This is a genomic window from Citrobacter sp. Cpo148, from assembly GCF_030332375.1.
GTDB lineage: Bacteria > Pseudomonadota > Gammaproteobacteria > Enterobacterales > Enterobacteriaceae > Citrobacter > Citrobacter portucalensis.
Map to the genome: position 1 here is coordinate 244,275 of NZ_JAOWHY010000042.1, position 13,026 is coordinate 257,300.

Sequence of the window (13,026 nt, forward strand, 5' to 3'; positions counted from 1 at the left end):
GCCTGGAGAGGGTTAGTACACCCAGCGATAGCGCTGTAAATCGATCTGCCCGCTTCCTGAAACCACTATTCCCTCTGCCAGCAACGCCTGACGCTGCCGTTGTAAGTCGGGGCCGGTCAGCGAAATGGCACCATGACGATTAACCACCCGATGCCAGGGCAAAGTGCTGCCTTCGGGGAGACGCTTAAGCACGCCGCCGACCTGGCGCGCAGCGCGCGGCGAACCGGCAAGCCTGGCAACATCGCCATACGTGGTGACGAAACCTTCGGGGATTGACGCGACGATTTGCCAGACGCGTTGGGGGAAAGTGTCTTGTATATCCATTATTTATTCCTGCGCTAATCCTCCAGCATAATGCCGAATGGCGAGGGAGTGAAGCCGCATTGCACAAGAAAACAGCATCCGATGCTGGATGGGTTGCAATTACAGGGTGCAGCAGTGATAATGCGCCTGCGCGTTGGTTAACAACGCTCTCAATGGGGGCTCTGTTGGTTCTCCCGCAACACTACTCTGTTTACCAGGTCAGGTCCGGAAGGAAGCAGCCAAGGCAGATGACGTGTGTGCCGGGATGTAGCTGGCAGGGCCCCCACCCAATTCTGCCGTCCGGCAATTTCCCTTCTGCTTATCTTCTTTTCTTTGTCATCGTATTGTCATTTTATTGTCATCAAATGCTGTCAATGTGTTTCGGGGATGTAATTTGATGCTTTTGCCGCCGCCATCGCGCTGTAACGACAGGGTCTTACATTCGGTGTGTTTTGGCTGACCACAAGGATTTTCTACGATGTCGACCGCTGTATTGAATGTCAAAATTGATGAGGCGCTAAAAGAAAAGCTTCGCCATTACGCTGAAGTGCATAACGAAAATTTAAGTGTTGCGACGGAAAAACTGCTGCTGATTGCGTTTACCGCCGTTGAAGAGGCGGGAGTCTCCGCTGAGGATATCGATAGCCAGCATACGGAAGAGTCCGTAGTTGAAGCACTGACTCCTAAAGAAATCAAAGCATTGCGCAGACTACTGAAGAAGAAAAAATGAAACAACAACCGCTCTCAACCGCCAGTAATTACGGCGAAGCTTGTGATTTACTACGCTCCGGTTATGTGAAACATGTCCGCCTGAGCTGGAATGTCGGCAGCGACGAGTTCTTCCGTATTGCCTCAGACTGGTGTGATGCCGGGGCAAAAATTAAGAAAGACGGTGAAAATTTCGTGATTTCACTGAAGGGTTTTCCGGTTCCCCCTCAGCGGTAATATCACCGGGACTCTCTCATCCATCCCGGCTTATAAGGGCGAGTCCTTTGACTCGTCGCTTAAATTATTTTGCGTACTTTCCCGCTGTTGGCCTGCAAACGCAGGTTATCCCAAATGGGTTGTAACACCCTGAAGGCGGCACGCGCTGTGTCATCCGGCAACGTGAAAGGCATACGCAAAAAACGATCGAATGCGCCATCAAGGCCAAACCGCGTACCGGTTCCTAACTGAATGCCTACGCTTTCGGCGCGCGTAGCGAACAGCGTTGCCAGCGTATCGGGCAGTTCAACCCAAAAAGAGAGTCCTCCCTGTGGCTGGGTAAACTGCCACTCCGGGAAATGTGCGTTCATCAGGCTCGAGCACAGATCGCGCTGCGATGTGAGTAGCCGTCTTCTGTCAGGAAGAAAGTCGGCGGCGTTATCCAGCAGCCAACTGGTGGCAAGTTGTTCAAGCACCGGGGAGCCTAAATCGAAGGTGTCGCGGGTTTGTACCAGCGCCGCAATGGTTCGCGCCGACGCACGGATCCAGCCCAGACGTAATCCCCCCCAAAAGCTTTTCCCGGCCGAACCCAACAGAATGATCGGCGCGTCGCGATTGAATGCGGCAAGCGGCGGCGGCGGCGGGGCGTCATACCACAGGTTCACCATCGTCTCATCGACCACCAGGGTAGTGCGGGTTCGTTCGGCAAGATCCGCCACGACCTGGCGAGTTGCAGCGTCCATGCAACGCCCGGTCGGATTGTGAAAGTCCGGCATCAGGTAGGCCATTCTCGGTGCGGTTTGCGCGATGGTGGCGACCAGACCCGCGGTATCCCAACCGTGCTCGGGTAGCGACACGCCGACGGGACGACAGGATGCGCCTTGAATCGCGGCAATCGCCAGCGGATAAGTGGGGTGATCGACCACCACGCGATCGCCGGGGCCGGTGAGCAAACGCAGGATCAGCGCCAGGCCGCTGACTGCACCATTCACGACCATGATTTCATCGGGCTGCGTCGGGAGCCCGCGATCGCAATAATGCCGGGCGATGGATTCACGTAATACCGACAACCCCTGCGGCAGATACCCGGAGCTCAGCAAATGCTGTGGCATAGCAAACAGCGCCTGCTGGTAAGCCTGATGAATTTCGGAACCGGCACTTAGAGCCGCCGTGGACAAATCAAGTGCTGTGCCGGTACTGGTCCGGGTTGGCACATGGCGAATATGTTCCGGCAGGATCACCCGTGAGCCGCTACCATGACGGCTTTCCAGATATCCCTCTTCACGCAGTTGCGCCATAGCGCTGGCGACGGTAGTTCGACTTACTTGCAGGACTACGGCGAGCTCGCGTTCACCCGGTAAGCGGCTATCCAGCGCCAGTCGACCATCGAGAATAAGCAGACGTAATGCTTCTGCCAGCTGTCGCCAGATGGGCGTTCGCGAGGGGCTTTCCAGCCAGTGTCCGAGCAGGCGTTGCAAAGACTGACTTCCATAACGGCGAGATGACATAGCAGTCCACTTTTTGAAAACTGGACATTAATCATAGTGCCAATTGCGGTGAAGATGAAAGTTATCCGAAGTGGGAGGGAAATGCATGCTGCGTCGTTTACTTCAGTTATATATCGGGCTGACACTGTACGGTGTATCGACGGCGATGTTTGTCCGTGCTGATTTAGGGGCCGATCCGTGGAACGTGTTTCACCTGGGTGTAGCCAATTTATTGTCGATGAATATCGGCGTGGTGATTATTGCCGTGGGCGTGTTTGTGTTGCTGGCGTGGATACCGCTGCGCCAGCGTCCAGGCTTTGGCACGCTGAGCAACGTGATTATGATCGGGCTGGCGGCAGATGCCGCGCTGCTGGTGATTCCTGGATTTGAATCCCTGCTGGCGCGCAGTGGGCTGCTGGTGTCAGCGGTAATATTGAATGCGTTAGCAACTAGCCTGTACATTGGCGCAGGTTTTGGCGCCGGTCCGCGTGATGGTCTGATGACCGGTATCCACGCGCGTACCGGCTGGCCAGTACGACGAATTCGAACCGCAATCGAAGTGTCGGTGCTGCTTATCGGTTGGCTGCTGGGTGGAACCGTGGGCGTTGGTACGGTGCTGTATGCCTTGGCTATCGGACCGTTGATTCAGCTTTGCCTGCCGTGGTTTCGGCATCAGCCGCAGTCACGTACGCGTATCAGGAATGCGCCTGGGGCGCGATCGCCTACTGGCGACTAAACTTAACCTCGACTGACGCGGCCGGAATCGGCTTGCCGCGCAGTACACTTCGGAGGTTTTTCTCATGAAGTATGTTGATGGCTTTGTGGTTGCCGTACCCGCTGAAAACAAGGAGGCGTACATTGCGATGGCGGCAAAAGCAGCTCCGCTTTTCAAGGAGTTCGGTGCATTGCGCATAGTGGAGTGCTGGGCAGATGATGTCCCCGACGGCAAACTGACCGATTTTCGCATGGCTGTGAAAGCACAGGAGCATGAAGAAGTGGTATTCAGCTGGATTGAATACCCTTCCAAAGAGGTCCGCGATGCGGCGAATCAGAAGATGATGTCCGATCCCCGTATGAAGGAGTTCGGTGAATCTATGCCATTTGACGGCAAGCGAATGATCTACGGTGGATTTGCGCCCATTATGGAAGAGTGATGTGACTGGCTGTGCGGCGTGCCGCCAGCCATCTCAACATCAACAGCAATGTTAAAGCCGTTTTTCTGCCCACAGAATAAATTCCGCCTTCGGCAGCGCTTTGCTGTAAAGCCAGCCCTGACCGTACTGCACGCCGTGCTGGCGTAGCCAGGCTTCCTGATTCTCGGTTTCGATACCTTCCGCCACCATCTCAAGTTTCAGCGTTTTTGCTATCTCGATGATATGCGGCGTCACGTTGTTGTATTCCAGTGCATCAACGAACGATTTGTCTATCTTCAGGATGTCGACATCCAGATCCTGTAAATAGCTCAGGCTGGAATAGCCGGTGCCAAAGTCATCAATATAGATTGAATGACCTGCCTGACGGTATTTGGCAATAAACGGCGCGCTGTTTTTCGGGTCGGCAAACTCGCGTTCGGTTAGTTCCAGCGCGATTTGCGTAGGCTTAAGTTGCCAGTGGTTCACTTTCTGGCTTAACAGAGCAGGAAGCGTTTCGGAGGCGAGATCGGCTGACTCAAGATTGATGGATATATGCTGGTCTGGATGCTGACGCAGCCATTTACCTAAATCTTCAAATACGCTTTCAATAATCAACCGTGTGAGAGGCTCTGTCAGCCCGGTCTCTTGCGCCAGCGCGACGAAAATTTCTGGCGACAGATAGCTTCCGTCAGCCTGTTGCCAGCGAGCCAGTGCTTCAGCCCCGACGACTTTTCCCGTTTTGAGCGAGATAATCGGTTGGTAGTAGACCTTGATATCCCGATGCTGGATAGCGTCCTGTAATTGGTGATGGGGCGACTGTAAGCGGCGCAAAATGCGCAAAACAAAGGCGGCGGTGAGCAATCCGATAAGAATGCCTGCCGGAAGCCAGATCAGCGCCTGTCGGTGCCAGGTTTTTTGTAACGGCAGGGTAGATGCCCAGGTTACGATCGTGATACCCAGTTCCGGGAAGGGGCGAGCGTTAAAAATATTGCCATCCTTCTGAAAATGGGTAATCGAGCTCTCTTGTTTTACATGCTGTAAAACGTCCGATGGCAGGTTGGCGCTACTGGCAACGACTATGTTGCGCACGGTTCCAATGATAGTGACTTCAATCGGCCATGAGCCAAACGGGATGACGTCAATAAAAGAGCCCGGATCGACCATCACAACATAATGTTCGCTCCCTAATGCCGCCATAAAACGCTTGATACCTAAATCGTTTTGCGTAGTAAGCCATGCGCGATATCCATCAGGCGTGACTTTCATCGCTGATGGAAACGCGGCGGCCTTACTTCTTTTTTCCAGGGATGAGCATTGTGGAACATTATCTTTGAGGTACAGCACTTCCTGAATATAGCGATAGCTATAGGACAAACGACGCATTTCCAGCAAATGCTCGTCACTGCAAGGCACTCCCTGAAAAGCTTCAATATTGCGTAATGCTTTTTTCGCCTGCTCGCCTACGCGCTCCGTACGTAATGCGACTCGCGTTGAGAACATATCGAGTTCATCGATAAATTTCGTTTCGACCTGACGATGTGCCAGCCACAGGCTTAAACCTACAGGCGCGAGGATAGAAAGGAACAGTACCCCAGTCACCAGGCTTATCAAATGTCGTGTTGTCACAGTGATATCCTTATTTACACAGCGTAGGGAAAGTATATCCGAAACCCCAAAAAGCTATTCGATTGGCATCATATATTTACGGCCATTTATCATCCCGTTTGACTCCCTGTAGCGTAAATCAGGTTGTGGTTTGTGCAAGAGTGGTGTATTTTTATGGTTATGTTATAACGTATCAAGTTGAGGTTGCCATGAAACCGGATATTCATCCTTTTTACCGTACCGTAGTGTTTCACGATACCAGTGCCAATGAATTCTTTAAGGTCGGTTCGACCATCAAGACTGAGCGTGAAATTGAGTTTGAGGGGAAAATGTACCCGTACGTGACCCTCGATATCTCTTCTAAATCACATCCGTACTATACCGGGAAACAAAAAACCTTTGATAATGAAGGTAGTGCAGCACGTTTCCAAAAACGTTTTGGTCATTTTATTGGCGTTAAGCGGGGTTAAAATGCAGGTACTCAATTCACTTCGCAGCGCAAAACAGCGCCATCCTGACTGCCAGATAGTAAAACGCAAAGGGCGTTTGTACGTTATCTGCAAAACGAATCCGCGCTTTAAAGCAGTACAGGGGCGTAAAAAAAGACGTTAGTTTCTTTGCCAGCATTTCAGGGATTAAAGTGCGTTACCTTCGCAGGAACGCACTTTTTTTATCTGTGCTGAGATGCCGTTACTGGCTGGTCTGGGCGCGGGTAAGCGTAAAGACATCGTAAAACGAGAGTTCGCCTTTGCGCGATATCATCTTTTGCAGCTGTGCTTTATGTTCGCTATCCACGGACGGTGAGTGCAGGATAGTATCGATGAGAGAGGAGGGGACAAAGCGAGTGTTGTACCATTCTCCGTTATAGCAAACTCTAAAATCCAGAACGTCGATATCTTCAAAGCGGTATCGTGGCGCAACGTCGAAAAAGAAAAAGCCGTTGAGTACAACGAACAGTACCACCAGCAGCCATACTGAATCGACTAACGTTTCTGACTGTAGCATCACCGCCAACGTGGCAAACCATGCAATATACATGCCGATAAACAGCCCTGGGTGTTTGCGAATAAAGCTGATGCTAAAGCGCGGTTTGTTGTCGCGCTTCTCGCGAATATTTAAGTCGTCGATTGTTTCAGTAAGCAGGCGCTGTATTTCTGTCATCTCTTGCCTTCGTGATATCTGCAAAATTCAGGAGGGATCGCCCTATTTTAAAAGGGGATACCCTTTGAAGAAAGTAACAGATTAACCGCAATTTAGCATAACAGTTACATTTAAGATCACAGCGTTTTGATGATCCTTGCGGGATTGCCCCCAACCACGGTGTTTGCCGGAACGCTTTTAGTGACCACTGCGCCTGATGCCACAACCACGTTATCGCCCAGCGTGACGCCGGGATTGATCACTGCACGGCCACCTATCCAGACATTATTGCCGATAGTCACGGGCTTTCCGAACTCCAGGCCACTGTTGCGCTCGGTAGCATCCAGCGGATGGGTCGCGGTATAGATATGAACGCCTGGTGCCAGCATGCAGTTGTCGCCAATATGAATTGGACAGACGTCGAGCATAACGCAGTCGAAGTTGGCGTAAAAGTCTTTACCAAGATAGATGTTATAACCGTAATCACAACGGAAAGAGGGTTCAATATAGGCTCCCTCACTCTGACCTAACAGATCGTGCAGGATTGCCTGACGCTCTTTTTTTTCATCGGGAGCGGTGAGATTGTAGCGATGGATCAACTGACGAGCGCGTAGTCGGTCACTGCGCAGCATTTCATCTGCCGGGCGATAGTATTCGCCGGCGATCATTTTTTGCTTTTCATTACGCATTACGAATTCCCTGTGTACTGAAGGTTATTTCAGCACAGTAAAACGTAATGCAAACAAGGGGAACGTTCCCGCTTCTTTGCTGTGATCATAGTCACGCGATTTGAATTAAATAACCATTGTAAATACGAAAATGGTCAGCCAGACAACGGTACCGCTATACCTGACTTAACCTTGAGTGCAATTAGCGAATGAATTTCCAAACAGAAGTTGGAATCTTGTCGTAAAGCTTATTCATGGTCAATTCAGCAAGGCGATGATCCGCTGCTGAGTAAAATACAGCCAGTTCGTTGTCGGACAATTCATATTTATTTTTTTCAATAACGCGCTCTAGCGTATCAATTGTCTGGCAACGTCGCAGGCGCATCAAATAATCTGTTTTAGTTAATGGTTTATCGGACATAACTCTTACCTATGATTGTAATAATTTTTAACAAGACAAACTAACAGGATTAGCCCTGGTGGCATTGACAAAACAGCGAAACAGTCGATTACCTGACTTCCGCCATTTCTGCAGATCCTGCGTATTAATACCATAACTGCTGAACAACATAAAAGTGTCATCCAGGTATTCATCTATCTGCGCGATCAGCTTATTGTCCTCATTGTACTTAATTTTATAATTAAGTGCGAAGGTTGCAATATGCTCTATCAGTTCATTGAGCTGCAAGCTGGTTGCAGAGGTAGGGTCATTAACCCAGCCATGGTTACTTTGTTCAAGGTTTGCAAGACAGTCATGATACAGAGTTTCGCAGAGAAATTTAAGCTGCGCGATATCATGTCTTTTGGGTGAGTATTCATCCATAACGCATCCCCTTCTTAGTGGCTTAAACTAACCGAACACCTTTCGGGATGGATACAACAACTACCTGGAACTTGCCCGCGACTCCTGATGATTTAACTATAATCTACTCTAAAAAAGATTTCATCGTCATATCACGAAAAATTACAATTATGTAAAATTATGATGCTACGTCATTTTTACATTTTAACAGATAAATGCCGCTATTCGAAATGGGACAATTTCTTTATTCTTCGGGCAATCATCGGGTTATCTTGTTTAGGTTTAGCAACGAAAGGCAACAACCGACAATGTGAACCAGTGGATAGGATTAATCTTAATATTTATTAAAGTAAATAAGAACTCTCGCTGTTTTTTTAAGAATAGCCTTTAAGGCTGCAAGGATTATATCGCTTATTTATCCGATAGAAAATAAACGGAATGGCAATAAGTGATTTTTATGATTTTTCCAGAAAAAAGGCCGCTTGCGCGGCCTTATCTTTAGAGATGTATCAATGATGCTCTACTGAGTGGCTATGCTCAATATCTTCATTTTTGCGGCTAAAGCGGCGGCGTACCACCACAAAGAACACCGGAACAAAGAAGATCGCCAACACGGTTGCCGTCACCATCCCGCCCATTACGCCAGTACCAACGGCGTTCTGTGCACCGGAACCTGCGCCGGAGCTGATGACCAGCGGCATTACGCCCAGAATAAAGGCCAGTGACGTCATCAGGATTGGACGTAAACGCATGCGTACTGCGTCCAGCGTCGCCTCTATCAGACCTTTACCTTCTTTATCCATCAAGTCTTTGGCGAATTCGACGATAAGTATCGCGTTCTTCGCCGACAACCCAATGGTTGTGAGCAGGCCTACCTGGAAGTAAACGTCGTTGGTCAGGCCGCGGAACGTTGCTGCCAGCAATGCACCGATAACACCCAGCGGTACAACCAGCATTACGGAGAACGGAATTGACCAGCTCTCGTACAGCGCTGCCAGACACAAGAACACGACGATCAGTGAAATGGCATACAGGGCAGGGGCCTGGTTGCCGGACAGTCGTTCCTGGTAGGACATACCGGTCCAGTCATAACCGATACCGGATGGCAGTTTGCTGGCCAGTTGCTCCATCATGGCCATGGCTTCACCGGTACTTTTACCCGGAGCGGCCTGGCCTAAGATTTCCATGGACGGCAGACCGTTATAGCGTTCCAGACGCGGTGAACCGTATTCCCAACGTGAGGTAGAGAAGGCGGAGAACGGTACCATCTGTCCATCGCTGCCGCGGACGTACCAGTTTCCAATATCTTCCGGCAACATACGGTATTTCGCTTCAGACATGACGTAAACTTTCTTCACACGACCACGGTCGATGAAGTCATTCACGTAGCTTCCGCCCCATGCTGCACCCAGCGTTGTATTAATATCACTAATGGAAACGCCCAGAGCCTGCGCTTTTTCCTGATCGATATCGATCTTGAACTGCGGCGTATCTTCCAGACCGTTAGGACGAACACCGACCAACAGATCAGGATGCTTCGCGACTTCACCAAACAGTTGGTTACGCGCCTGAGTCAGCTTCTCATGGCCCAGACCTGCCTGGTCAATCAACTGGAAGTCAAAACCGGTCGCGGTCCCTAACTCCACAATCGCTGGCAGGTTAAAGGCAAAGACCATCGCGTCTTTGATCTGCGAGAATGCGCCCATTGCACGTTGAGTAATCGCTTCAACTTTGTTCTCTTTACCTGGACGTTCACTCCAGTCTTTCAAAGAGACGAATGCGATACCGGTGTTCTGACCACGACCTGCAAAACCGAAGCCGTTAACGGCAAACACCGATTCAACGTTCGCTTTTTCTTTGGTCAGATAGTAATCCGTCATTTCGTCCAGCACCTTCTGGGTACGCTCTTGCGTTGCACCCGCTGGCAGCTGAGCCATAGACAGGAATACCCCCTGATCTTCATCTGGCAGGAACGAACTTGGCAGACGAACGAACAGATAGGCCATGCCCACGACGATGATCAGATACAGCGCCAGATAACGACCGGTGCTGCGCAGAATACCGCCTACGCTATCGGTGTAATGGTGCGTACTCTTATCGAACATGCGGTTAAACCAGCCGAAGAAGCCTTTTTTGCCTTCTCCGTGATCGCCTTTAGCAATCGGTTTGAGCATGGTCGCACACAGGGCAGGGGTCAGAATCAACGCCACCAGCACAGACAACGCCATCGCGGAAACAATGGTGATGGAGAACTGACGGTAAATTGCACCGGTAGAACCTCCGAAGAACGCCATTGGGATAAATACCGCTGACAGTACCATCGCGATACCCACCAGTGCGCCCTGAATCTGGCCCATTGATTTACGCGTTGCTTCCTTCGGCGGTAGTCCTTCCTCAGCCATTACACGTTCAACGTTCTCGACCACAACGATGGCGTCATCCACCAGCAGGCCGATGGCGAGCACCATCCCGAACATCGTCAGGGTGTTTATCGAGAAGCCGAAAATCGCAAGGACGGCAAACGTACCCAAGAGCACCACCGGCACGGCGATAGTCGGAATCAGCGTCGCGCGGAAGTTCTGCAGGAACAGATACATTACCAGGAACACGAGGATGATTGCTTCCGCCAGCGTTTTCACTACTTCGTGAATAGATATTTTCACGAACGGCGTGGTGTCATACGGGTAAACGATCTTCAGACCTGACGGGAAGAACGGTTCCATCTTCTTCAGTTCATCGCGGATAGCGTTTGCTGTATCCAGGGCGTTAGCACCTGTCGCCAGCTTGATACCCAGACCGGATGCCGGTTTACCGTTGAACTTCGCAATGATGTCGTAGTTCTCACCGCCCAGTTCCACTTTCGCCACGTCACGCAGACGAACCTGGGAACCATCCTGATTCACTTTCAGCAGAATTTTGCTGAACTCATCAGCGGAGGTCAGACGGGTTTGCGCGATGATTGACGCGTTAAGCTGCTGGCCTTTCACCGGTGGTGTACCACCTAACTGACCGGCTGCAACCTGGGCGTTCTGCGCTTTGATGGCGCTGATTACATCAACCGGCGTCAGCTGGAAGTTGTTCAGTTTGTTCGGATCCATCCAGATACGCATCGCGTACTGAGAACCGAACAGCTGAACATCACCCACACCTGAAGTACGGCTGATGGCATCCTTCATGTTGGCGCCAACGTAGTCGGAAATATCCTCCTGCGTCATGGTGCCGTTGGTGTTGATAACACCGACAACCATCAGGAAGCTGCTGGATGACTTCTCAACGCTAACCCCTTGTTGCTGTACTTCCTGAGGCAGCAACGGCATGGCCAGCTGCAGTTTGTTCTGCACCTGTACCTGCGCGATATCCGCATCAGTACCAGACTGGAAGGTTAGGGTGATCTGCACGGTACCCGTGGAGTCACTGTTAGAGGACATGTACATCAGGTTATCGATACCGTTCATGTTCTGTTCGATAACCTGCGTAACAGTATCCTGTACTGTTTTGGCATCAGCGCCAGGGTAGGTCGCGGAGATCGTCACTGCTGGCGGTGCAATAGTCGGATATTGCGCTACCGGCAATTTGAGGATCGCGAGCCCCCCTGCCAACATGATGATAATGGCGATCACCCACGCAAATATTGGGCGATCGATAAAGAAATTAGGCATGTCTTAACGGCTCCTGTTTAAGTTAAGACTTGGACTGTTCAGGCTGGCTACCGCTTTGGCCTTGCTGGTTGTTATCAGCGGTGATTTCCTGCGCTTTTACCTGCGCGCCAGGACGTACTTTCTGCAGCCCAGTGACAATCACGCGGTCGCCCGGCTTAAGTCCATCAGTGACTAACCATTTGTCGCCAATCGCTTGTGCGGCGACAATTTGACGAGTTTCAACTTTGTTGTCTGCACCGATAACCAATGCACTGGCATCGCCACGCGGTGTACGGGTAACGCCTTGCTGTGGAACCAGTAATGCCGTTGGGTTAATCCCTTCTTCCAGACGTGCGCGAACGAACATACCCGGCAGTAAGGTGTGATCCGGGTTAGGGAAGATGGCGCGTAACGTAATCGACCCGGTAGTTTGATCAACCGTCACATCAGAAAATTCCAGCGTGCCGGACTGCGGGAATTTAATGCCGTCATTGGTTACCAGTTCGACTTTCGCTTTGCCGTTCTCTTGCTTCAGCGTGCCGTTGGCCAGCTCTTGTTTCAGGCGCAGGAAGTCGTTGCTTGACTGCGTCACGTCCACGTAGATCGGGTCCAACTGTTGAACGGTCGCCAGCGCGGTCGCTTGACCGTTTTGCACCAGAGCACCTTCCGTAACGGATGATTTACCAATGCGGCCGCTGATCGGCGACGTCACTTTGGTATAGGCCAGATTGATGCGTGCAGTTTCTACCGCGGCTTTCGCGGCGACAACGGCGGCGTTTGCCTGCTGTGCGTCTGCCAGCGCGCTATCATAGTCCTGTTGACTGATGTACTTGGTACCCAACAGTTTTTGATAACGTTTAACCGTCAGTTGAGCGATATTTGCTGCGGCTTGTGCTTTGGCCAGATCGCCTTTTGCGCTTTCATAAGCGGCCTGGTAAGTTGCAGGATCAATCTGATAGAGAGATACACCCGCTTCGATATCGCCACCTTCCGTGAAATTACGCTTCAGGATAATACCGCTAACCTGAGGACGAACTTCTGCAATGCGAAACGCACTGGTGCGACCCGGAAGCTCAGTTGTTATCTGTAGAGGTTCAGTTTTGAGCGTAACAACTCCAACCTCTGGCATCTGCTGGCCCCCTTGTTGGGCCTGTTTGTCGTCACATCCTGTTAGCGCTAAGCTGCCTGAGAGCATCAGAACGACTGCCAGAGGCGTTAACCCTCTGTTTTTGTTCATATGTAAACCTCGAGTGTCCGATTTCAAATTGATCAATGGCTTAAAGCCCATAAACCCATTGCTGCGTTTATATTATCGTCGTGCTATGG

14 protein-coding genes, 1 other RNA gene and 1 pseudogene are annotated in these 13,026 nt (G+C 50.9%); 7 read left to right on the forward strand and 9 right to left on the reverse strand.

Annotated features, from left to right (window positions below):
* Positions 1-12: 12 nt before the first annotated feature.
* Positions 13-402: pseudogene (locus tag OGY10_RS07790) on the reverse strand (MGMT family protein).
* 84 nt (positions 403-486) lie between these two features.
* Between OGY10_RS07790 and ffs the strand changes: the two are divergent.
* The 3 genes from ffs (at position 487) to OGY10_RS07805 (ending at position 1,248) form a co-directional block, all read left to right on the forward strand.
* Positions 487-583: signal recognition particle sRNA small type (gene ffs / locus OGY10_RS07795), an RNA gene on the forward strand.
* Positions 584-781: 198 nt separating this feature from the next.
* A complete protein-coding gene (locus OGY10_RS07800) occupies positions 782-1,033 on the forward strand; it encodes a hypothetical protein (protein ID WP_003831029.1) in 252 nt (83 codons plus the stop codon).
* Positions 1,030-1,248: a hypothetical protein gene (locus OGY10_RS07805; RefSeq protein WP_008783956.1), complete on the forward strand. Its 219-nt coding sequence runs from the start codon at positions 1,030-1,032 to the stop codon at positions 1,246-1,248. Before OGY10_RS07800 ends, OGY10_RS07805 begins: the two co-directional genes overlap by 4 nt.
* Before the next feature lie 59 nt (positions 1,249-1,307).
* On the opposite strand, the gene yczR is transcribed toward OGY10_RS07805, so the two are convergent.
* Positions 1,308-2,735, reverse strand: a complete 1,428-nt coding sequence (yczR, locus tag OGY10_RS07810; protein WP_234103274.1) for a MocR-like transcription factor YczR — start codon at positions 2,733-2,735, stop codon at positions 1,308-1,310.
* 85 nt (positions 2,736-2,820) lie between these two features.
* Here yczR and yczE point away from each other — a divergent pair, with 85 nt between their 5' ends.
* Positions 2,821-3,450, forward strand: coding sequence for a membrane protein YczE (yczE, locus tag OGY10_RS07815; RefSeq protein ID WP_234103273.1), 630 nt, complete (start codon positions 2,821-2,823; stop codon positions 3,448-3,450).
* Between the two features lie 64 nt (positions 3,451-3,514).
* Entirely contained in the window at positions 3,515-3,868 is a 354-nt protein-coding gene (locus OGY10_RS07820; RefSeq protein WP_048226278.1) for a DUF1428 domain-containing protein, read from the forward strand.
* A gap of 51 nt (positions 3,869-3,919) precedes the next feature.
* Here the strand turns inward: OGY10_RS07820 and pdeB are convergent, their stop codons facing one another.
* Positions 3,920-5,473: a cyclic di-3',5'-guanosine monophosphate phosphodiesterase PdeB gene (pdeB, locus tag OGY10_RS07825; RefSeq protein WP_234103271.1), complete on the reverse strand. Its 1,554-nt coding sequence runs from the start codon at positions 5,471-5,473 to the stop codon at positions 3,920-3,922.
* 188 nt (positions 5,474-5,661) lie between these two features.
* On the opposite strand from pdeB, the gene OGY10_RS07830 reads away from it, so the two are divergent.
* Positions 5,662-5,922, forward strand: a complete 261-nt coding sequence (locus tag OGY10_RS07830; protein ID WP_008783961.1) for a type B 50S ribosomal protein L31 — start codon at positions 5,662-5,664, stop codon at positions 5,920-5,922.
* Position 5,923: 1 nt separating this feature from the next.
* Complete coding sequence (gene ykgO / locus OGY10_RS07835) at positions 5,924-6,064, forward strand: type B 50S ribosomal protein L36 (RefSeq protein WP_005125190.1); 141 nt, start codon at positions 5,924-5,926, stop codon at positions 6,062-6,064.
* A 78-nt stretch (positions 6,065-6,142) separates the two neighbouring features.
* Here the strand turns inward: ykgO and OGY10_RS07840 are convergent, their stop codons facing one another.
* The 6 genes from OGY10_RS07840 to acrA form a co-directional block, all read right to left on the reverse strand.
* Positions 6,143-6,613 (reverse strand): YlaC family protein, encoded by a 471-nt coding sequence (locus tag OGY10_RS07840; RefSeq protein ID WP_198801664.1) that lies wholly within the window; start codon positions 6,611-6,613, stop codon positions 6,143-6,145.
* Between the two features lie 116 nt (positions 6,614-6,729).
* On the reverse strand, positions 6,730-7,281 hold the full coding sequence (gene maa, locus OGY10_RS07845) for a maltose O-acetyltransferase (RefSeq protein ID WP_234103269.1): 552 nt from the start codon (positions 7,279-7,281) through the stop codon (positions 6,730-6,732).
* 181 nt (positions 7,282-7,462) lie between these two features.
* Positions 7,463-7,681: a hemolysin expression-modulating protein Hha gene (gene hha, locus OGY10_RS07850; RefSeq protein ID WP_002892050.1), complete on the reverse strand. Its 219-nt coding sequence runs from the start codon at positions 7,679-7,681 to the stop codon at positions 7,463-7,465.
* 27 nt (positions 7,682-7,708) lie between these two features.
* Positions 7,709-8,083 carry an Hha toxicity modulator TomB gene (tomB, locus tag OGY10_RS07855; protein WP_003021733.1) on the reverse strand — a complete coding sequence of 125 codons (375 nt, stop codon included), beginning with the start codon at positions 8,081-8,083 and terminating at the stop codon, positions 7,709-7,711.
* Between the two features lie 488 nt (positions 8,084-8,571).
* Positions 8,572-11,721, reverse strand: a complete 3,150-nt coding sequence (gene acrB / locus OGY10_RS07860; protein ID WP_008783964.1) for an efflux RND transporter permease AcrB — start codon at positions 11,719-11,721, stop codon at positions 8,572-8,574.
* 22 nt (positions 11,722-11,743) lie between these two features.
* Entirely contained in the window at positions 11,744-12,937 is a 1,194-nt protein-coding gene (acrA, locus tag OGY10_RS07865; protein WP_003831044.1) for a multidrug efflux RND transporter periplasmic adaptor subunit AcrA, read from the reverse strand.
* Positions 12,938-13,026: the final 89 nt, after the last annotated feature.

Bases quoted from the DNA above. Each gene is read 5' to 3' on its own strand.
- OGY10_RS07840 (WP_198801664.1), bottom strand. From the start codon at position 6,613: ATGACAGAAATACAGCGCCTGCTTACTGAAACAATCGACGACTTAAAT.
- tomB (WP_003021733.1), bottom strand. From the start codon at position 8,083: ATGGATGAATACTCACCCAAAAGACATGATATCGCGCAGCTTAAATTT.
- maa (WP_234103269.1), bottom strand. From the start codon at position 7,281: ATGCGTAATGAAAAGCAAAAAATGATCGCCGGCGAATACTATCGCCCG.
- yczR (WP_234103274.1), bottom strand. From the start codon at position 2,735: ATGTCATCTCGCCGTTATGGAAGTCAGTCTTTGCAACGCCTGCTCGGA.
- OGY10_RS07800 (WP_003831029.1), top strand. From the start codon at position 782: ATGTCGACCGCTGTATTGAATGTCAAAATTGATGAGGCGCTAAAAGAA.
- acrA (WP_003831044.1), bottom strand. From the start codon at position 12,937: ATGAACAAAAACAGAGGGTTAACGCCTCTGGCAGTCGTTCTGATGCTC.
- OGY10_RS07805 (WP_008783956.1), top strand. From the start codon at position 1,030: ATGAAACAACAACCGCTCTCAACCGCCAGTAATTACGGCGAAGCTTGT.
- OGY10_RS07820 (WP_048226278.1), top strand. From the start codon at position 3,515: ATGAAGTATGTTGATGGCTTTGTGGTTGCCGTACCCGCTGAAAACAAG.
- hha (WP_002892050.1), bottom strand. From the start codon at position 7,681: ATGTCCGATAAACCATTAACTAAAACAGATTATTTGATGCGCCTGCGA.
- ykgO (WP_005125190.1), top strand. From the start codon at position 5,924: ATGCAGGTACTCAATTCACTTCGCAGCGCAAAACAGCGCCATCCTGAC.
- OGY10_RS07830 (WP_008783961.1), top strand. From the start codon at position 5,662: ATGAAACCGGATATTCATCCTTTTTACCGTACCGTAGTGTTTCACGAT.
- acrB (WP_008783964.1), bottom strand. From the start codon at position 11,721: ATGCCTAATTTCTTTATCGATCGCCCAATATTTGCGTGGGTGATCGCC.
- yczE (WP_234103273.1), top strand. From the start codon at position 2,821: ATGCTGCGTCGTTTACTTCAGTTATATATCGGGCTGACACTGTACGGT.